This is a genomic window from Neobacillus cucumis (assembly GCF_023715505.1).
The window spans coordinates 18,158-37,438 of sequence record NZ_JAMBOH010000014.1 but is presented as its reverse complement, the minus strand read 5'-3'; the positions used below and the strand labels follow the sequence as shown (position 1 = coordinate 37,438).

Here is a 19,281-nt window from a genome sequence, read left to right as displayed (position 1 = left end):
TTGAGAATATTTTAGTTAGTATAGACGTGGCAAGTTAGTAAGGAATGTGTTAATATGAAATTCCTTGGCAGGGGCATTAAAAATATATGGAGGAAGCAGGGGGACAAAGTCCAAATTCCCTGCTTCTTTTTATTTTCTAAACTAAAGACCGATGGTAAATGGTCTTTTTCTTTATATACAGATCATTGGTTCTTGTATAATAAGAATGAGGTACTGATTGTATGATGAAAGAAATACCAAGGGTTAAGATTAAAATTCCTAATACATAAAAAACATATTTCACTTTACTCGACCTCTTATCCTTATTTTTTTGTTGCAAGTGCAACAAAATTAGGTTGAATTTAATTTACATCCTTTTTTATTGATTTGCAACAAAATATGTCAAAGGAATTAATTATGAAGGAAATTCTTCGTGAAATTGGAATGATAGCAAGGGCATTAGATTCCTTAAGCAATATAGAGTTTTGAAAGGTGGAATCATTATGTATATACCTAAACATTTTAAAATTGATGATGGAAGGCACGATTTATAATTTTATTGAAAAGTATAGCTTTGCAACTTTATTTTCACAGCATAATGGAGAACCTTACGCTACTCATCTTCCACTGATCTTAAATAAATCAGAAAACGCTTTATATGGTCAATTTGCAAGTCTGAACGAACAATGGAGGAATGCTGAAAACCAACAAGTTCTTGTGGTTTTCCAAGGTCCACACTGTTATATTTCACCTTCTTTGTACGAATCCATGAAAGCAGTGCCTACTTGGAATTATGTGTCCATCCATTTATATGGGAAGCTGGAGATTATCGAGGATGAAAAAGTGATATTCGATTCTTTAAATGACTTAGTAAATAAATATGAAAGTCCTGATAGTCCATACAATTTAAATGATGTAGAACCGAGTTTTATCGAAGGAATGAGTAAAGGAATTGTAGCGTTCAGAATAAAAATCACAAAAATGGGAGCAAAAGCTAAATTAAGCCAAAATCACCCTGTAGAACGACAAGAGTCAATTATAAAGAACCTGGAAAACACTTCTAAACAGGATAACCTACAAGTGGCATCTCTTATGAGAAAAAATTTACAAAAATAAAAGTTATTCAATGCTGTTCTGCGTTACAGCTGGCAATCCTTAGTCGAAGAGGTAAAAACATTAATTGACAAACAAGCAATTATTTTCTAACTGAAGAAGGAGTTTTTCAAAAAAAACTCCTTCTAAGAAGCTGTTGTCTCAAAAGAATCTTTTATTAAATCAAAAAGCTCTTTCTATATTTATTGGAAATAAATTTTTGCAGTCTAAGCGCAAAAATAAAAAACGTAGTGCCAATAAATTTTGCATATTGTTTTCACCATCGTTAATAAATACGTGTTTTTAATATTGGCACAGTAATTGCATGTTTATAAGCGAAAAATATATTTTGGATAAATGTGCAAGATTATCCATTTTGAGAGGGGTGACAGGAAAAATTCTATGAATTTATAAGAAAACAAAACACTTGAATTGAAAAGATTCACAATCATCAAAGGGGGATTAACAATGAGTACAGGTACGGATCGTGTAAAAAGAGGCATGGCTGAAATGCAAAAGGGCGGCGTCATAATGGATGTTGTGAATGCTGAGCAAGCAAAAATAGCAGAGGAAGCAGGAGCGGTAGCTGTAATGGCATTGGAGCGCGTACCTTCTGATATCCGTGCAGCTGGCGGAGTAGCAAGAATGGCAGATCCACGAATTACAGAAGAAGTTATGAAGGCAGTTTCCATTCCGGTTATGGCAAAAGCTCGTATCGGACACATCGTTGAAGCCCGGGTGCTTGAAGCAATGGGCGTTGATTATATTGATGAGAGCGAAGTTTTAACACCGGCTGACGAAGAATACCATTTAAATAAAAAAGTTTACACGGTTCCATTTGTTTGTGGCTGCCGTGATCTAGGAGAAGCAGCTCGCCGTATTGGTGAAGGTGCATCCATGCTTCGTACAAAAGGAGAGCCGGGAACTGGGAATATCGTAGAAGCAGTTCGTCATATCCGTAAGGTAAATGCACAAGTTAGTAAAGTCGTTTCAATGAGTGAAGATGAATTGATGACAGAGGCTAAGTTACTAGGAGCTCCATATGAACTTCTTGTTGAGATTAAGCAGCTTGGACGCCTGCCTGTAGTAAACTTTGCGGCTGGTGGAGTAGCAACACCTGCTGATGCTGCACTTATGATGCAGTTAGGTGCTGATGGTGTATTTGTTGGTTCCGGAATCTTCAAATCTGATAACCCAGCAAAATTCGCTAGAGCTATCGTGGAAGCAACAACCCACTACCAGGACTATCACCTAATTGCAGAGATTTCAAAAAATCTTGGAATTGCAATGAAAGGTATTGATATCTCAACTCTGTCTCCTGAAGCACGTATGCAGGAACGTGGTTGGTAAAAAATTTTTAATCTTTGTGGAAGGATTTTGTCAAATAATAGATAATAATTTATATATTATTATAGATTTTAAAATTGGTTGTAAGCCATTTTCTAGATGTTGAAAGCGCTTTAATATATTTGAAAATTTAGAATATTATTATTGACATAGTTTTTTCTGACACGTATACTCGTGTTAGTAATATGATCAGTTGGTTTTTGAAAGGAGGATTAGGGGCATGCAAACACTGGAAACAGTGATTGTTACAGGATATGCAAAGGCTCCACAGGGTACCTCCATGTATGAAATGTATAAGCATGCGGGAATTGTACTCGAAGTGGAACTGAAAGAGCATAAAATTATCGGCGCCGAATTTACATTCGTAACAGAACTAACGAAAAATTATTTTCAAAAACTACTGATTGGTTACTGTCTTCGAGACGGTGTTGAGCCGCTGATAGAACGAATTCAAAGCTTTTATTTTGCTCCATCCCAGCAAGCGATCATTGTGGCCCTTCAGGCGGCAGTTCAACGTTACTGGGATAACATCAAGCAAAAGAATACATAACGTTTGGTTATAATAAAGTGGGAAGATGACCTCTTCCCATGGTCTTATTAAAACCGGGCAAACATGAACACTTTGTAAGGAATGTTCTTTAGAACACATTCTTTATGGAGGATTTATGTTTTGTCCGGTTTTTTATTTTTCCAAACCGTTAGAACACTCAAAAAGCCAAGAGGAGGTAGGGAAAAGGATGAGCAAGCTAATTACATGCGCTGAAGCTGTAAAAATGGTTAAAAGCGGCTCACGAATTATGGTAGGAGGATTTGGACTTGTCGGATGTCCGCTCAGTTTAATCGACGCTTTGGCTCAAAGAAACGTGAAAGACTTAGAGATTATTAGTAATAACCTTGGAGAGACGGGGAGAGGTCTTGGAGTCTTAGTACGGCAAAAACAAGTGAAAAAGGCGATCGGTTCCTACTTTACTTCTAACCCTGAGGTCGTGAAAGCCTATCAGGATCAAGAATTAGAGGTAGAGCTTATCCCGCAGGGAACGATATCTGAGGCTATCCGGGCGGGCGGTGCCGGAATAGGGGGGTTGTATACATCAGTCAGTGTTGGAACGAAAATCGCCGAAACCAAATAAGTGAGAGCCCTTAACGGTAAAAAATATGTGTTCCAAGAGCCAATTAAAGCCGATTTTGCTTTCATAAAAGCGAAAAAAGCGGATCAATTAGGAAATCTCATTTACAACCAATCAGCAAGAAACTTTAATCCAATGATGGTAACAGCTGCAAATGTTGTGATTGCAGAGGTTGACGAGATAGTGGAGGCAGGGAAAATTTCTCCTGAAGAAATTGTGACCCCTCATTTATACGTGGATTATATCGTTGTAAATGAAGGGAACTAGCATGAATCCTAAACAATACATTGCTGCAAGGGCAGCGAAAGAATTAAAGCCTGGCGATATCGTCAATTTGGGGATTGGGATACCAACTCTGGTGGCTGATTATATTCCATCAGATGTCAAAGTGTTTTTACATTCGGAAAACGGCATTCTTGGAGTAGGTCCTTCTCCAGATCTTGAGCATACGGACCCAAATCTGGTCAATGCCGGGAAACTACCCGTTTCGGTATTAGAAGGAGCATCTTTTTTTGATAGCGCTTCCTCTTTTGCGATGATTCGCGGAGGGCATGTAAGTGTCTCCATTCTTGGTGTACTGCAAATCGATGCCAATGGTCGGATCGCTAATTGGGCCGTACCAGGAAAAAGTGTTCTGGGTGTTGGCGGGGCAATGGATTTATTGGAGGGCTCCAAGAAGGTGATTGTCACCACGAAGCATACAAATACCGAGGGGGGGCCAAAAATCGTCAAGGAATTAACCTATCCAATTACATCGGAACGAATAGTGGATTTAATTATTACTGATTTGGCGGTTTTTACTGTGAAGGCAGATGGACTTCATCTGATCGAGCTGTCCCCTGGGGTTTCCCTCAGGGAAGTGGAGCAGAAAACGGATGCACCTTTCCATATACCTGAGTCATTCAAAAACAGCAAAGAGGTGACCGTGTAGTGGTTGTCATTGTAAATGCCTTTCGTACTGCCATCGGAAGCTTTGGCGGGTCACTGGTAAATACTTGTCCAGAAGAGCTGGTTTCCCTGATTATGAAAAATAACCTTTCCGCTTCCGGTTACGGTGCCAATATTGTCGATGAAGTCATCGTCGGGCAAACAAAGCAGAGTGCCCATGCTCCGAATATCGCAAGGGTCGCTGCACTATTGGCCCATTTTCCTGAATCCCTTCCTGCTTATACGGTCCATCGGCAGTGCGGCTCGGGAATGCAGGCGGTCATAAACGGTGCTATGTCGATTTTGGCCGGCCAGGCGAGCGTTGTGTTAGCAGGAGGAGTGGAAAGTATGTCACAAGCTCCTCATTATTCGGTTGGCAATCGATTCGGACCAAAGATGGGAGATATCACATTGTACGATTCCAATACGGAAAGTCAGCCAAGATCCCAGCCGGAGGAGATATACGGCCGCTTCACGATGGGGCAAACAGCAGAATGGTTAGCTGAAAAATATAACATTAGCCGCCAGGAACAAGACGAATTTGCTTATAAAAGCCAGCAGAAAGCGAAACGCGCCATTGAAATGGGTCGTTTTGAAGAAGAAATCATTCCTGTTCCGGTAAAGGAAGGAAAAACAGGGATCAGAAACTTTGCGACAGATGAGCACCCCAGATTAACGGAAATTGAAACACTTGGAACTTTAAGGCCTGTGTTTCAAATGGATGGTACGGTAACAGCCGGAAATTCATCCGGAAGAAATGATGGTGGCTCGATGCTGCTGTTGATGTCGGAAGCAAAGGCGAAACAATTCGGAGTTGTCCCGATGGCAAGGATTCGTTCCTTTGCTACAGCGGGTGTATCGCCAAAAGAAATGGGACTCGGTCCTGTTCCGGCATCCCAAATGGCATTGAAAAAGGCGGGGCTCCGATTGGAAGATATCGATTTGATTGAATTAAATGAGGCATTCGCTGCGCAAAGTCTTGCCTGTTTACGAGAATGGGGCATAAAAGGAGACAACGTCAATGTAAATGGTGGGGCGATCGCCTTAGGGCATCCACTTGGATGTTCCGGTGCAAGGATCGTCACTACATTATGTCATGAGCTTGATAAACAAAAGCGGAAATTTGGCCTTGCAACGATTTGTGTCGCGGGAGGATTAGGAATGGCTATGGTGGTGGAAAGATGGATGGAATAAAAAAAGACTACGTGTTTCATCGTGATTTAAAAAAGAAATATCCGATTATTACCCACGGTACAGGCTCCTATCTCTTCGATGAAAACGGGAAAAAATATTTGGATGCTTGTTCGGGGGCAGTGGCAGCCAACTTGGGCCATGGAATATCGTCCATCGGAGAGGCCATGGCGGAACAAGCAAAAAAAGCAGCTTTCGTCCATTCCATGCGTTTCGAGACAAAAGCACTCCATCAGCTGGCCGAAACAATCGGAAAAATGGCGCCGGACCATTTAAATAAAGTGTATTTTACAACCGGCGGTTCCGAAGCAAATGAAAGTGCACTGAAGCTGGCAAGGCAATATCATCGGGATGCCGGCAGACATCAAAAACAAATTGTCATAGGGAGATGGCAGTCGTATCACGGTAACACAATTGGTTCTTTATCAGCAGGAGGGGACGTCAAACGCAGGCATGCCTACACTCCTAATCTTTTAAACTATGCCCATGTCTATTCTCCATACTGCCATCGATGTCCGTATGATCGTCAAAAGGATGATTGTCTTTCGAACCAAAACTGGACGTGCGTTACGGATATTGAAAGATCGATTTTAGAGCTCGGGCCTGAGAACGTGTCGGCGTTTATAGCCGAACCGATTGTCGGAAGTCAGCAGGGAGCTGTTCCGCCGCCGCTCGGGTATTTTAAGAAAGTTCGGGAGCTGTGTGACCGTTATCAAATTCTTTTAATTATTGATGAAGTCATGACTGGATTCGGTCGTACCGGCACCAACTTTGCGACAGAACAGATAGGGATCGTTCCGGATATCATTACTTTTGGAAAAGGGGTATCAGCGGGATATGCCCCGCTTGCCGGAATGATTGTTCATGATCGAGTAATCGATGGGCTCATTGAAAACAGCGACGGGAAATTCATTCACGGTTACACATATAGCGGGCATCCCGTAGCGGTTGCAGCCGGCCAAGCTGCATTGGACATATATAAGCAGGAATCGGTGCTGGATAACGTCAAAAAACAAGGTCCTTACCTTTTCAACCGGCTTTTGGAGTTGAAGCAAAAACACGCTTTTATCTCTGATGTACGTGGTAGAGGGCTTTTAATGGGTATCGAGCTTGTGAAGGATCGTGAACAGGATCTATTGTTCGATCCAGCTGAAAAAGCGGCTGAAAGATTGAATGGAATTGCCATGGATCTGGGTGCGGTTTTTTACCCCGGTTCCGGTTCGATTGACGGCACAAAGGGGGAACACCTTATTATTAGCCCTCCTTTAAAGGTTACCAAAACAGAAATGGATGAGATTGTAAGAATTCTAGATGAATCATTCACCATATTCAAGCTTCAATTAAGAAAGGATGAACTCTATGAAATTACAAAGTAAAACAGCAGAAATCCAAGAAAAAGCCAAAAAACATTTATCACCGGTTATGACAAGGGTGACTGAGCTTGTCATTGAAAAAGCGCATGGCGCCAAATTTTGGACGATGGACGGAAAGGAATATATTGATTTCGTTTCAGGAGTCGCCGTCAACGCTGTCGGGCATACGAACAAAAAAATGGTCGAGGCGATTCAGAAGCAGGCAGAAGCCTTGATACATCTGGGATTGAACTATGGTTATTATGAAACAGGGGCAAATTTAGCAGAAAAGCTTGCCCACATCGCCCCTGGAAATTTAGACACCGTCTTTTTCTCCAATTCTGGAGCTGAAGCAATTGATGGGGCTCTTAAACTGGCAAAAGCGGCAACAGGCAGGCCAGCGATTATTGCTTTTGAAGGATCGTTTCATGGCCGCACATTAGGAGCAACAGCCATAACGGCCTCAAGCTCTAAATATCGCCGTTATTATGAACCGATTTTAGGCGAAGTATACCATGCACCATATCCGTATCCCAGCCAGTTGAAAAACATTAGAGAAGAAGAGGTTGAAGAATATTGTTTGAATCAGCTTCAGAAATTGTTTGATTTACGCGTCGACCCTTCACGAGTAGCTGCGATCATCATTGAACCGGTAATGGGGGAAGGCGGCTATTATCCAGCACCGCCAAGCTTCTTGCAGGCGTTACGAAAGATGACAAAGGAACACGGCATTTTGCTTATCTTTGATGAAGTACAAACAGGATTTGGCCGGACCGGTAAAATGTTTGCGGCAGAGCATGCGAATGTCACTCCTGATATTTTGGTACTGGCAAAAGCCCTTTCTGGCGGGATGCCTCTTGGTGCGATTGTGGCAAGCCGTGAGCTCCATGAAAAATGGCCGACGGCAGGTCACGGTTCGACATTTGGTGGAAATCCGGTTTCTTGTGCAGCGGCATTGGCAAACATCGAGGTTATTGAGGAAGAAAAGTTAGTTGAACGCAGTGCAAAACTAGGTGCGGAAATTGTGCGCAGGCTAGAAAGCTCGATCGGTCATTTACCAGGTGTTGTTGAAGTCCGTGGAGTCGGTATGATGATCGGCATTGAATTCGATTCGCAATCTGCTCCTTATTATGTACCTAAAATTAAATCAAAGGCACTGGAAAATGGTTTGCTTATTATGAACTGCGGTGTAAGCGGGCAAACAATCCGATTAATGCTGCCGCTTAATATTGAAGAAGATGTGCTGAACAAAGGATTAACGATTTTAGAAGATGTGATCACTGAAAGCATTTCAGGAAACTAATTTTCATTTCCTCGGAATACCACAAAAGGAGGTCTAGCTTATGTCTAGCCAAATCAAAACAGATATTCTTCAGGGAGATCTTTATATAAATGGAGAATGGGTAACTGCGCCCGACCAATCGTATTTTAATAGTTTAAATCCTGCAACAGGTGAACTTGTTGGCATATGTGCGGCTGCTACAACAGAACAAGTGGATGATGCTGTCGAAATAGCGAATGATGCCTATTTAAAATGGAAGAACACCCCCATTCCAGAACGAGCGGCATATTTAACGAGAGCAGCTCAATTGTTTGAAAAGCGAAAAGACGAACTTGCTCGTGTCATGACAATGGAGATGGGCAAAGTACTCTCTGAGTCTTTAGGTGAAGCAGGAGTTGTCATCGCAACTGCTCAGTACATGGCAGGTGAGGGACGACGCCTCTTTGGAGAAATAGTCCCTGCAGGTTTCCCAGACCGCAACGTAACAATGGTTCGTGAACCTCTTGGAGTTGTCGCGTGCATTACTCCTTGGAATTTTCCGGTTGCGCTTGCTTCCTACAAAATCTTTTCCGCCCTGATTGCTGGGAATACGGTCGTATGGAAGCCTGCCTCAGAGGTTGCCTTATCGGCAAAGATTTTTGTGGAAGTCTTGGATGAAGCTGGATTTCCTGCGGGGGTTGTTAACTTAATTACAGGTTCGGGAAGAATTGTGGGACAAAGACTTGCAGAGCATCCGGATGTGAAAGTCATCTCGTTTACGGGTTCAACTGAAGTCGGACAACAGCTGTGTGAAATGAGTAGTAAAACGTTAAAACGTATTTCATTGGAGCTCGGAGGAAAAAACGCCGTGATTGTCTTGAAGGATGCCGACTTGGGAAAAGCGGCAGACGGAATTGTAAAATCAGCGTTTACGACAACTGGCCAGCGCTGTACAGCAGCAAGCAGGGTAATCGTGGAGCGACCAGTAAAGGAATTGCTTTTACAAAAAGTAGTGGAATTAACAAAGTCTATGAAAATAGGAAATGGTCTTGAAGAAGGGATACAAGTGGGCCCACTCGTAAATGAAGACCAGCTTCATACAGTTGAACAATTTGTGAAAAAAGCGATCGAAGAAGGCGGGAAAATTGTATCAGGCGGTCAGCGTGTCAATGAATTGGGAGGCTTTTATTATGAACCCACCATCATTGAAAATGTCAAAACGAAGGATACCATTGCACAGGAAGAAATATTTGGCCCTGTACTTGCCATCATTGAAGTAGATTCATATGAAGAAGCCATAAGGGTAAATAACGGGACCATTTATGGGTTGTCGACTTCTATTTATACTCAAAGTCTACACTTTGCAAACCGTGCTGCCAAGGAAGCGGTAAGTGGACTTGTCTATATTAATAATGGCACATCCAATGCTGAGATGGGCGTGGCATTTGGAGGAATGAAAATGTCCGGAAACGGTCACCGTGAAGTATCCCATCATGTATTTGATGTCATGACAGAGTGGAAGTCGATTTATACAAATTATTAATTTTCAAAACGGACAGGGAAGTTCAGGGAGACTATATTAATAACTTCATATATCCGAGGGGGGAGAATATGAAAGAACATCGTATCGGTATCGCATTCTTTTACCATGAATCCCACAGTTTCAGCCCAATAAAGACTGAAATCGAACAGTTTCGTCATGAAGGCTACTTTATTGGCGATGAAATTTATGATGCCTATACGGGCACGAAAACGGAAGTGGGCGGGTTTTTGGATGTATTGGAACAAGAAAAGGCTGTCGAAATCGTACCTCTAGTGTGTGCGGCTGCAATTCCCTCCGGGGTCGTATCAACCGAAGCGTACTCGATGATCGAAAAACAAATGCTCGAGTCCATCCAACGGGCGGGAAGGCTGGACGGTTTATTGCTGGCATTGCATGGAGCAATGGTTGTGGAAGATCTCTTTGATCCGGAAGAGCATTTACTGGGTGAAATTCGGGAGCTTCTTGGACCGCGGATCCCGATTGCTACAACACTAGATATGCATGCCAATTTAAGTGAAAAAATGATTCATCACACACCACTACATTTTGGCTTTAAAACCTATCCCCATGTTGATATGTATGACCAAGGCGTTCATGCAGCAAAGGCTTTAATGAAGCAATTAAAGGAAGGGATAAATTATTATGCTTCTTTTGAAAAATTGCCAATGATGCCCCCTTCTATCAATATGAGAACTTCAGAAGGGCCGATGCACAAAATGATCGAGTGGGCAAAACTTGCCGAACAGGAAGCAGGAATTGAGAATGTATCCGTTTTTGGCGGCTTTCCTTATTCGGACATCCCCATGGTCGGTGCAAGTGTACTAGTTGTTTCGCTTGATCCTAAAAAAGGAGAAGAAACAGCCAAAAGGATGGCTTCCTTGTTCTGGAGTGTCAAAGAAGAATTTATCATCGATTTACCCAGTGTAAAGGATGGGCTGGAATTGGCGCTATCCATTGAAGACGATCGTCCAGTCGTTCTGGCAGACATATCAGATAATCCTTTAAGCTGCGGGAGCGGCGATACAACAGAACTGCTTCGGGAAATGGTAATGCTCGATGTTCCGGACACATTGTTCGGAGGGCTCTACGATCCCCAATCGATCGAGCTTTGTCGTAAAGCGGGAGTAGGAAAAAGGGTATGGTTATCCCTGGGTGGGAAAGTGTCTCCTGAATTTGGGGAACCCGTTCAAGTGGAAGCAACGGTAATGGCTCTATCAGACGGAATATTTCAAAATACGGGCCCCTTCAATCAGCATTTAAAAGTTGATTTAAAGGGAGCGGCATACATCCGTGTGGGTCAGATGGATATCCTTCTAATTGGCAGGCCGATGTCAGCGAATGATCCTGCGATGTTTCGTCATATCGGGCTTGAGCCATCGACGAAGAAAATTCTCGCGCTCAAGGCTAAAAATCATTTTCGTGCAGCATTTGAACCAATTGTCGGCCGGATCATTTATGTGGATGCGCCGGGTGTTGCTTCTAATTGTTTATCAACATTTACGTATCAAAACATTCCCAAGCCAATTTGGCCGCTGGATGATGTCGAATATGAAGTGGAACGGAGGGAGAAAGAACGATGGAAACAATGAAAAAAAACTATTATATCGAAGTACCGGCCGCATTGAAGCCGGATCAGCTAACAATGATGATGGAGCTTGAGAAAGATGCATTTCCGGGATTTGGAGCAGTAGATGAACAAACACTTGTCCCGCTTACACGTTATGGGAAACTCATTCAATATCGGCAGGAAAGTGATCCAAGACCAATTGCGATTTGCGAAGTGATGAGAGCTTACCACGATATTCACAAAGCCTATATTTTTGGATTCTATGTCCGCTCTGATCAGCAAGGAAAAGGCATAGGGAAATTATTTTTACAGGAGATTTATCCGATTTTGAAGCAAGATGGATTTCAAAAAGTATGCTTAACGGTCAACGTTGAAAATAAGTCGGCTGTTAAGCTATATGAAAAAATGGGATTTGCTATAAAAGAGACGAGATTCGATGAATTTGGAGAAGGCGAGAATCGCTACTATATGGAATACTCCATTTCTTAATAGACAGAGAATTCATTAAAGGGGTCATAAAAAATCAATCCATTTAGGGGGAGTTTACTAATGAGAAACACTTTATTCAAACCGAAAAGACATTGGAAAGAAATCGAGCTTTGGAAGGATGTAACCGATGAGCAATGGAACGATTGGGTTTGGCAGCTGACCAATACAATTAAAAATTTAGATGATTTAAAGAAAGTTGTTAACTTAACACCTGAGGAAGAAGAAGGCGTTAAAATCTCAACGAAAACAATTCCATTAAATATTACGCCATATTATGCATCGCTTATGGATCAAGATGATCCAAGATGTCCGGTTAGAATGCAGTCTGTGCCGATTTCTCAGGAACTGCATAAAACAAAATATGATTTAGAAGATCCCCTTCACGAAGATGAGGATTCACCAGTACCAGGGTTAACCCATCGTTATCCTGACCGCGTGCTGTTCTTGGTAACAAATCAATGCTCCATGTATTGCCGTTACTGTACCAGAAGACGTTTTTCCGGACAAATTGGAATGGGCGTACCAAAGAAGCAGTTAGACACAGCGATAAATTATATTGCCTCAAATCCGCAAATCAGAGATGTGTTAATTTCCGGAGGAGACGGTCTCCTTATCAATGACAATATTTTAGAATATATTTTAAAAAATTTACGTGAGGTTCCTCATGTTGAAATTATTCGCATCGGTACACGGGCACCTGTCGTGTTCCCTCAGCGAATTACCGAAAATCTTTGTAATATATTGAAAAAGTATCACCCAGTTTGGCTAAATACACATTTCAACACATCCATAGAAATTACAGAAGAATCGAAGCGCGCTTGTGAAATGCTTGCAAACGCTGGTGTTCCGGTTGGTAATCAGGCGGTTATTTTAGCAGGGATCAATGACAGTGTTCCAATCATGAAACAGCTTATGCATGATCTTGTTAAAATTCGTGTTCGTCCTTATTACATTTACCAATGCGATTTATCAGAGGGGATTGGCCATTTCCGTGCTCCAATCAGTAAAGGATTGGAGATCATGGAAGGACTTCGCGGCCATACATCGGGTTATGCCGTTCCGACATTTATCGTTGATGCCCCTGGCGGAGGCGGTAAAATTCCGTTGCAGCCGAACTACATTATTTCTCAAAGCTCCAATAAGGTCGTGTTACGTAACTTTGAAGGTGTCATTACCTCTTATCCTGAACCGCTAAACTATGTGGCAGGCAGTGCAGAAGATTATTATAAAAAGGTCTATCCTGAAGTATTTGAAAAGTTTGAAAGCAATGGTGTCCTGTCTCTTATTGATGATACGAAATTTAACTTGACCCCGGAAGGTTTGAAACGTTTAGACCGCCGCAAAACGTACCGGGAAAATCCTGAGCATAGCTCTTTAAAGGATAAACGCGATAAACGTGACGAGTTAAAAGAGAAAAAGTTCCAGGCGCAAATGAGCAAGTACGAGATGGTGGGAGCAGAGGAGGAATAATGTTGATTTGTCAATGGTGCGAATCCGAAACAGTACATGAAACGAGCAACACAGTGTATTGGGAACTTCCCGATGGAACAAAAGTAATTGAAATTCAGGGCACACCGTCCATTCTCTGCCTGGAATGTGGAATGAACTATCAAACAGATACTACGGTAAAAGAAATTGAGGATCAGCTATATTTGATTGATTCTTCTATGCTTGAAAAAAGTATGAAGTATGAAACCCTAATGGCTGCTCCGCGCTTATTGAAGCGAAACTACTTTGATTTTTCCAAATAAATAGCGAGCCGTCTCCCGTTTTTCGATAACACCAGCAATGAACGTTTATTCTTATGGGCAATTTATCCCTGCTATCTTCAAGAAGGGATAAATTGTCCAAACAATCTGCAATAATAGATTCTTATAGTTAGATAGATTCTAAGTGTTCAAAATGGAAGGGAGACAAGACATGGAAGCAATCAAAAGCTATACAAGTAAAAATCAGAAAAATCAAAATAATGAGGAGGGCGAACAGGAAATTAAACGCAATTTAAAAGCACGTCACCTGACGATGATTGCTATTGGAGGGTCAATCGGGACAGGTTTATTTTTAGCAACAGGGGCGTCCATTCAAACGGCTGGACCAGGTGGCGCGCTAATTGCGTATGGAGCTATTGGCATCATGGTCTACTTTTTGATGACTAGTCTCGGAGAAATGGCTACGTTAATACCGGTTTCGGGATCTTTTTCAACCTATGCCAGCCGTTTTGTTGATCCGGCATTTGGTTTTGCGCTTGGTTGGAACTATTGGTTTAACTGGGCCGTTACACTTGCGGTTGAAATAGTTGCATCCGCTATTATAATGAAGTTTTGGTTTCCGGCTGTACCGAGCATCCTATGGAGTGCACTTTTTTTAGGATTAATCTTTTTATTGAATGCATTGTCGGTTAAAAGTTACGGAGAATCCGAGTATTGGTTCTCCTTGATAAAAGTAGTGACAATCATTGTTTTCATTGGAGTCGGTTTGCTTACCATTTTCGGTATTTTGGGCGGGCAGTTTATCGGGTTTAAAAACTTTACTTTAGGCGATGCTCCGGTTCATGGCGGTCTTTTATCCATTTTAAGTATTTTTTTCATCGCAGGTTTTTCTTTTCAAGGAACAGAACTTGTCGGGATTGCTGCAGGAGAAAGTGAAGAGCCGGAGAAAAACGTACCAAAGGCGATTCGACAAGTATTCTGGCGTATTCTTCTGTTCTATATTATCGCCATTGCTGTCATTGGCCTTATTATTCCTTATACAAGTCCTAATCTGTTGGGCAGGGATGTCGATAGTATTGCTGTCAGCCCTTTTACCCTTGTATTTGAGAAAGTGGGCATTGCATTTGCGGCATCGGTGATGAATACGGTCATTTTGACATCGGTCTTATCGGCAGGGACTTCTGGTTTATATGCGTCGACTCGAATGCTTTGGTCGATGGCAAAAGACGGACAAGCACCAAAGTTTTTACAAAGAGTAAATAATCGCGGGATTCCAATGAATGCCCTTGTCACAACGACCATTATCGGAGGCTTGGCCTTTTTAAGTTCCATTTTTGGAGATCAAGTGTATACATGGTTATTAAATGCATCCGGTTTAACTGGATTTATTGCATGGATTGGAATTGCTGTCAGCCACTACCGTTTTAGAAAAGCATATATCGCACAGGGCAAGGACATAAATGATTTGGAATTTAGAGCCAAATGGTTCCCATTCGGTCCGATTCTCGCTTTGGTCATTTGTGTGTTGGTCATTTTTGGCCAAAATTATCAAGCTTTTATAACTAGTGAGATTGATTGGTATGGAGTGGCTGTGTCATATATTGGTTTACCGATCTTCTTGGCAGTATGGCTCGGGTATAAAGTAATTCATAAAACGAAGATCGTTCCACTAAAGGACTGTTCTTTTGAAGAGAAGTAGTCATAATAGAGAAGAGTTATTCGTTTCACTCCGCAACTAATTATAGGCCTAGATTTATTTTAGGCGTAATAGAATAGAAACTTCTATTCAGGAAGGGGAGAGTAGAGGTTGAGGGAAAACGTTCTAAAAAACAATCAAGAGACTGCCGATATCCCTCGATGTTACACAAAATTATGAAGATGATTTGACCACTGGTGTCCTCGACAGTCTTCAAAACTGCTGGATACCTGTGTCACAGAATTGGTGAGATTCTGCTTACTCCACTCCGTGCAAGAGTTTGAAAAGTCGGCAATATATTAGTAGGTTTTAGAAAGATAAACGTAAATAGGTTAAGTGGCTATAACTTATTGGTGCAGAATAATAGATAACAGTCTCGAAAAGGAATATTCGAGACTGTTTATATTTATAAAGAATTCTTGCGGGTCATCGATTTGTAAGCCCGAATTATAAAAAAAGCACACCTTTTCGATGCGCATTACAAATAGCCGTATATCCTGATTTTTTTAATCAAATATACGGCTTATTTCAATTATTTACTACATTCGGTCTGGATTAAGATTAAATTTTTATTCAGCAGGCAGTTGCATTGGTAGAACTAGAAGGACTAAAGAAAGCGCTAAACAATAAATTGCTTTTGAACTAAGAATGGAATTCGCCTTTGAAGGAAATGTTTCTTCAGTAGCCTTTTTCTTCTTCAAGTAGCAGGAGAGTTGAACTTAAAATAAGCGTTTGTTGGGTCCGAGGGTAAATCTAAGTTAATCAACAAAAAGCTTTTTCTATCCCAGAATCGGAGACGCTGTACGGAGCAAAAAAAAAAGAAGCCGGCTAAACCAACTTCTTTCTCACTATTTTTAAACTGTAACATTGCTTATTTAACTGCTGATGCTGTTTTTTCCTTCTTTGCTTCTTTGTCTTGAATTAATTTTAGAAGATCTAAGAAATTATCATCACGTGTATGAATTGCTTTTGCCCCATTATCATCGTATTCATAGAAACCTTTATTTGAACGAATACCATGTTCACTTTTTTCGACCATTTCTTTTAAGAATTTAGGAACTTCTCTTGTATTCGATAAATCCTGCTCGATGTTGTATACCATAGCTTGTGTTGTTTGCAGACCTGCTAAATCCTGACTTTCCATTGGTCCGCAAAAAGCCCATTTAAAGCCCATGCTTCCTCTTACAGCGATATCAATATCTTCTGCCGTACAAACTCCCAATTCAATTAAGTTGAAGCATTCCCGTAGAAAAGCTACTTGTATGCGGTTAACGATAAAGCCGGTAATCTCTTTTTTCAGTACCACTGGAGTTTTACCGATTTCTTTCATTAGGTCATAAGTTACTTTTACGACATTTTCATCTGTCTTCTCAAATTTAGCAATTTCTACAATTGGTACAAGTTGTGGAGGGTTAAAGTAGTGTGTAATGATAAATCTTCCTGGATGTTTTGCTCTTTGCGTTAATTCTTTTAATGGAAAAGTAGATGTATTAGATGCAATAATGGTTTTTTCAGAGACAATGCTTTCAATAATCTCGTAAGTATCTAATTTTGTCTCAAGCACTTCTGGAATAGATTCTAGAATAAAATCAGTATCCTGGATAGCTTCAAGTAAATCTGTTGTATATTTAATATTATCCAAAGTCTGCTCCATTTTTTCTTGTGAGAGCATTCCTTTATCAACCATAATTTTCAAGCTGTTCGTAATCATTTTTTTTGCTGTTTCCAATGATGTCTCGCGTCTAGCTTGAATACGTACAATATATCCTGCTTGGGCAAGTAATTGAGCAACGCCATGACCCATAATACCTGCTCCAAGTACTGTCATGATTTTCATTTAAAAACCCCATTTCGTATTATATTTTCTTCATTTTTCATAATTAGAATAGAAAGTCTATTAGTAATAGGAAGCATGTTGCTATTTATTTTTATAATAGTAACTTCATTGTGAAAGGAATTTATCAGAAAGCTTTCTCTTGGTGTTATGTTAATATATAAAGATTAAACAGAAATATTTTTAATTTGCTTCTTCTTGCTTTCAGCCCCTTCAATCGTGTGAATAACAACTGCAGCAACTAGAATAGCTGCAATGGTTACACCAGCTAATATGACAGAAGTATCCATTAAGAGGACAAGAATAATTCCAACAATTGATGCTACTGATGAAAGAATCGTATATGTCGCAAATGTTTCTTTCATTGATAAGCCAAAAAATTCTTTTACCATCCAGAAGCCAGGATCATTTACGTGTGAAGCAAAAGTTGTTCCCGCTCCAGTAGCAAGAGCAACAAGTGCTAAGTTTGCCTCAGGATATGATTCTAGCATTGGAAGCACCAATCCGGCAGTTGATAATGCTGCAACAGTTCCTGAACCTAAACAAATACGGAAAATTACGGCAATAATCCACGAAAGAAGAACTGGAGAAATGGAAACATCAGTAAACAGACTAACAATATATTCGCCAACTCCGCCATCTATAATAACTTGTTTGAATGCACCACCACCACCAGTAATTAAGATTAGCAAACCAATCGCGTTGATGGATACCCCTGCAGAGGACGTTAAGTCTTTAATTGGAGTCTTCCTGGCAATTCCCATTGTATAAATAGCTAATAATAGTGAGATTAACAAAGCTACTGGAGCGTTTCCGACAAAACGAATAATTACAACTAAAAGATTATCGGCAAATCCCAATAGTTTTTGGAAAATATCTAAAAAAGCTGCTGCAAACATCAATAGAATCGGGAATATCGCTGTTAAGACACTGATTCCAAATCCAGGTGTTTCTTCTAATTTCCATAGTTTTTGATCTCCTATTGCTTCCGCATTGCCTGTTTTTTCAAAAGCACTTGGGATCCACTTTTTGTTGATTTTAGGGAACCAAACTCCCGCAACTACAATTGTTGGTATCCCAATAATGATTCCGTATATTAATACCATGGCGAGGTCTGCTCCGTACTCCTGTGTAACGGCAGTGATTCCTGGATGAGGGGGCAAGAAGTTGTGTGCGACAACTAAAGCACCTGCTAACGTAAGGCCAAAGTGTGTAATGGAAATTTTTAGTTCCTTAGAAATCATATAGATGATTGGAACTAATAGAATAAAGGCAACGTCCCAGAATAAAGCAATTCCTACGATAAAGGAAGAAGCAGCAATTGCCCATTGCACATTTCTTCTTCCAAACTTATCGATTAATGTCATTGAAATTCGATAGGCTCCACCTGCATCAGCGATCAAACGACCAATCATCGCTCCGAAACCTAAGATTAGCGCTATATGTCCTAAAGTACCTCCTAATCCAGCTTCTACTGAAGTGACTATGTCACCTAGCCGCATCCCTAATGCCAGCGCCACAACAAACGAGGAAATAATCAATGAGATGAAAGCGTTTAATTTGAAGACCGTGATTAAAATAATTAATAGAATAACTCCAAGTGCACCATTAATAATGGCATTTTCATTGTCCCCCTCTTTTTATATAACCCTAAATCTTCCATTAACTTATAGAATCCCCTTTGTCTTAAACATTCAAAAATAAATATTTTATATATGGGAATTTTCTGAATGTTTACAGTATAATAAAAAGCTATTGAAATATCTAATAGAATATAATTTATAAAAAGGCGGTTTTTTAAAAAAATTTTTTATAGTTGTAAGTCAATAGCGGGATCTATAAGGAGAAAATATTACTGTATTGAATAATAATTCTTATTTAGAAAATCAGAGCCATATTAGGAGGAAAAAACAAGATGGTACAAACAGCAACAAAATTTTTCTTGCGAATTTGCCCTTCTCTTTTTCCATATTTATACAAAAATGTACCCTCTAGGGGGCTGTTGACAAACTTATAGGAATTTCAAAAACCTGTGTAGATTATCTCTATACAGGTTTTTTATTGGAGGAATTCTTATGATGGGCCACAATGATGAGTATCAACGTAAAATGGAGTTTATTGATTTAAATACTTTTGTTCCCTCAAAATAATATTCTTCGCCTAATTA

At 40.6% G+C, this 19,281-nt stretch carries 14 protein-coding genes and 4 pseudogenes; 15 read left to right on the top strand and 3 right to left on the bottom strand.

The annotated features are described in order from the left end of the window. Positions 1-214: 214 nt before the first annotated feature. Positions 215-283, bottom strand: a pseudogene (locus M3226_RS32520) (YitT family protein); the annotation flags it as partial. 113 nt (positions 284-396) lie between these two features. Between M3226_RS32520 and M3226_RS18930 the strand changes: the two are divergent. From M3226_RS18930 to M3226_RS18860, 15 genes and pseudogenes are all read left to right on the top strand, one after another. Then, positions 397-465: pseudogene (locus tag M3226_RS18930) on the top strand (MarR family transcriptional regulator); the annotation flags it as partial. A gap of 17 nt (positions 466-482) precedes the next feature. Continuing rightward, positions 483-1,095, top strand: a pseudogene (locus M3226_RS18925) (FMN-binding negative transcriptional regulator). 444 nt (positions 1,096-1,539) lie between these two features. Further along, the gene (gene pdxS / locus M3226_RS18920; RefSeq protein WP_251568079.1) at positions 1,540-2,421 is read left to right on the top strand and encodes a pyridoxal 5'-phosphate synthase lyase subunit PdxS; all 882 of its coding nucleotides are present in this window, start codon (positions 1,540-1,542) and stop codon (positions 2,419-2,421) included. Positions 2,422-2,638: 217 nt separating this feature from the next. Beyond that, a complete protein-coding gene (locus M3226_RS18915) occupies positions 2,639-2,968 on the top strand; it encodes a DUF3870 domain-containing protein (RefSeq protein WP_098528250.1) in 330 nt (109 codons plus the stop codon). 187 nt (positions 2,969-3,155) lie between these two features. Next, positions 3,156-3,812: pseudogene (locus tag M3226_RS18910) on the top strand (CoA transferase subunit A). Position 3,813: 1 nt separating this feature from the next. After that, entirely contained in the window at positions 3,814-4,476 is a 663-nt protein-coding gene (locus M3226_RS18905; protein WP_251568077.1) for a 3-oxoacid CoA-transferase subunit B, read from the top strand. Then, entirely contained in the window at positions 4,476-5,666 is a 1,191-nt protein-coding gene (locus tag M3226_RS18900) for a thiolase family protein (RefSeq protein ID WP_251568075.1), read from the top strand. Before M3226_RS18905 ends, M3226_RS18900 begins: the two co-directional genes overlap by 1 nt. Beyond that, positions 5,654-7,039, top strand: coding sequence for an aminotransferase family protein (locus M3226_RS18895; protein WP_251568073.1), 1,386 nt, complete (start codon positions 5,654-5,656; stop codon positions 7,037-7,039). Before M3226_RS18900 ends, M3226_RS18895 begins: the two co-directional genes overlap by 13 nt. Continuing rightward, on the top strand, positions 7,023-8,318 hold the full coding sequence (locus M3226_RS18890) for an aspartate aminotransferase family protein (protein WP_251568071.1): 1,296 nt from the start codon (positions 7,023-7,025) through the stop codon (positions 8,316-8,318). Before M3226_RS18895 ends, M3226_RS18890 begins: the two co-directional genes overlap by 17 nt. A gap of 40 nt (positions 8,319-8,358) precedes the next feature. Beyond that, positions 8,359-9,819, top strand: a complete 1,461-nt coding sequence (locus M3226_RS18885) for an aldehyde dehydrogenase family protein (RefSeq protein ID WP_251568070.1) — start codon at positions 8,359-8,361, stop codon at positions 9,817-9,819. A gap of 68 nt (positions 9,820-9,887) precedes the next feature. After that, positions 9,888-11,408: a M81 family metallopeptidase gene (locus M3226_RS18880; RefSeq protein ID WP_251568068.1), complete on the top strand. Its 1,521-nt coding sequence runs from the start codon at positions 9,888-9,890 to the stop codon at positions 11,406-11,408. Beyond that, on the top strand, positions 11,396-11,875 hold the full coding sequence (locus M3226_RS18875; RefSeq protein ID WP_251568066.1) for a GNAT family N-acetyltransferase: 480 nt from the start codon (positions 11,396-11,398) through the stop codon (positions 11,873-11,875). Before M3226_RS18880 ends, M3226_RS18875 begins: the two co-directional genes overlap by 13 nt. A gap of 60 nt (positions 11,876-11,935) precedes the next feature. Next, positions 11,936-13,345 carry a lysine 2,3-aminomutase gene (gene ablA, locus M3226_RS18870; protein WP_251568058.1) on the top strand — a complete coding sequence of 470 codons (1,410 nt, stop codon included), beginning with the start codon at positions 11,936-11,938 and terminating at the stop codon, positions 13,343-13,345. Between the two features lie 2 nt (positions 13,346-13,347). Further along, on the top strand, positions 13,348-13,626 hold the full coding sequence (locus M3226_RS18865) for a YokU family protein (RefSeq protein WP_251568355.1): 279 nt from the start codon (positions 13,348-13,350) through the stop codon (positions 13,624-13,626). 169 nt (positions 13,627-13,795) lie between these two features. Further along, the gene (locus M3226_RS18860; protein ID WP_285857913.1) at positions 13,796-15,283 is read left to right on the top strand and encodes an amino acid permease; all 1,488 of its coding nucleotides are present in this window, start codon (positions 13,796-13,798) and stop codon (positions 15,281-15,283) included. An 868-nt stretch (positions 15,284-16,151) separates the two neighbouring features. Here the strand turns inward: M3226_RS18860 and M3226_RS18855 are convergent. Further along, complete coding sequence (locus tag M3226_RS18855; RefSeq protein ID WP_251568056.1) at positions 16,152-17,117, bottom strand: 3-hydroxyacyl-CoA dehydrogenase family protein; 966 nt, start codon at positions 17,115-17,117, stop codon at positions 16,152-16,154. Between the two features lie 164 nt (positions 17,118-17,281). Further along, the gene (locus M3226_RS18850; RefSeq protein ID WP_251568350.1) at positions 17,282-18,730 is read right to left on the bottom strand and encodes a gluconate:H+ symporter; all 1,449 of its coding nucleotides are present in this window, start codon (positions 18,728-18,730) and stop codon (positions 17,282-17,284) included. Positions 18,731-19,281: the final 551 nt, after the last annotated feature.

Excerpts from the sequence above, each read along its gene's own strand:
- pdxS (WP_251568079.1), top strand. The coding sequence starts at position 1,540 with ATGAGTACAGGTACGGATCGTGTAAAAAGAGGCATGGCTGAAATGCAA.
- M3226_RS18915 (WP_098528250.1), top strand. The coding sequence starts at position 2,639 with ATGCAAACACTGGAAACAGTGATTGTTACAGGATATGCAAAGGCTCCA.
- M3226_RS18905 (WP_251568077.1), top strand. The coding sequence starts at position 3,814 with ATGAATCCTAAACAATACATTGCTGCAAGGGCAGCGAAAGAATTAAAG.
- M3226_RS18895 (WP_251568073.1), top strand. The coding sequence starts at position 5,654 with ATGGATGGAATAAAAAAAGACTACGTGTTTCATCGTGATTTAAAAAAG.
- M3226_RS18890 (WP_251568071.1), top strand. The coding sequence starts at position 7,023 with ATGAAATTACAAAGTAAAACAGCAGAAATCCAAGAAAAAGCCAAAAAA.
- M3226_RS18885 (WP_251568070.1), top strand. The coding sequence starts at position 8,359 with ATGTCTAGCCAAATCAAAACAGATATTCTTCAGGGAGATCTTTATATA.
- M3226_RS18880 (WP_251568068.1), top strand. The coding sequence starts at position 9,888 with ATGAAAGAACATCGTATCGGTATCGCATTCTTTTACCATGAATCCCAC.
- M3226_RS18875 (WP_251568066.1), top strand. The coding sequence starts at position 11,396 with ATGGAAACAATGAAAAAAAACTATTATATCGAAGTACCGGCCGCATTG.
- ablA (WP_251568058.1), top strand. The coding sequence starts at position 11,936 with ATGAGAAACACTTTATTCAAACCGAAAAGACATTGGAAAGAAATCGAG.
- M3226_RS18860 (WP_285857913.1), top strand. The coding sequence starts at position 13,796 with ATGGAAGCAATCAAAAGCTATACAAGTAAAAATCAGAAAAATCAAAAT.
- M3226_RS18855 (WP_251568056.1), bottom strand. The coding sequence starts at position 17,117 with ATGAAAATCATGACAGTACTTGGAGCAGGTATTATGGGTCATGGCGTT.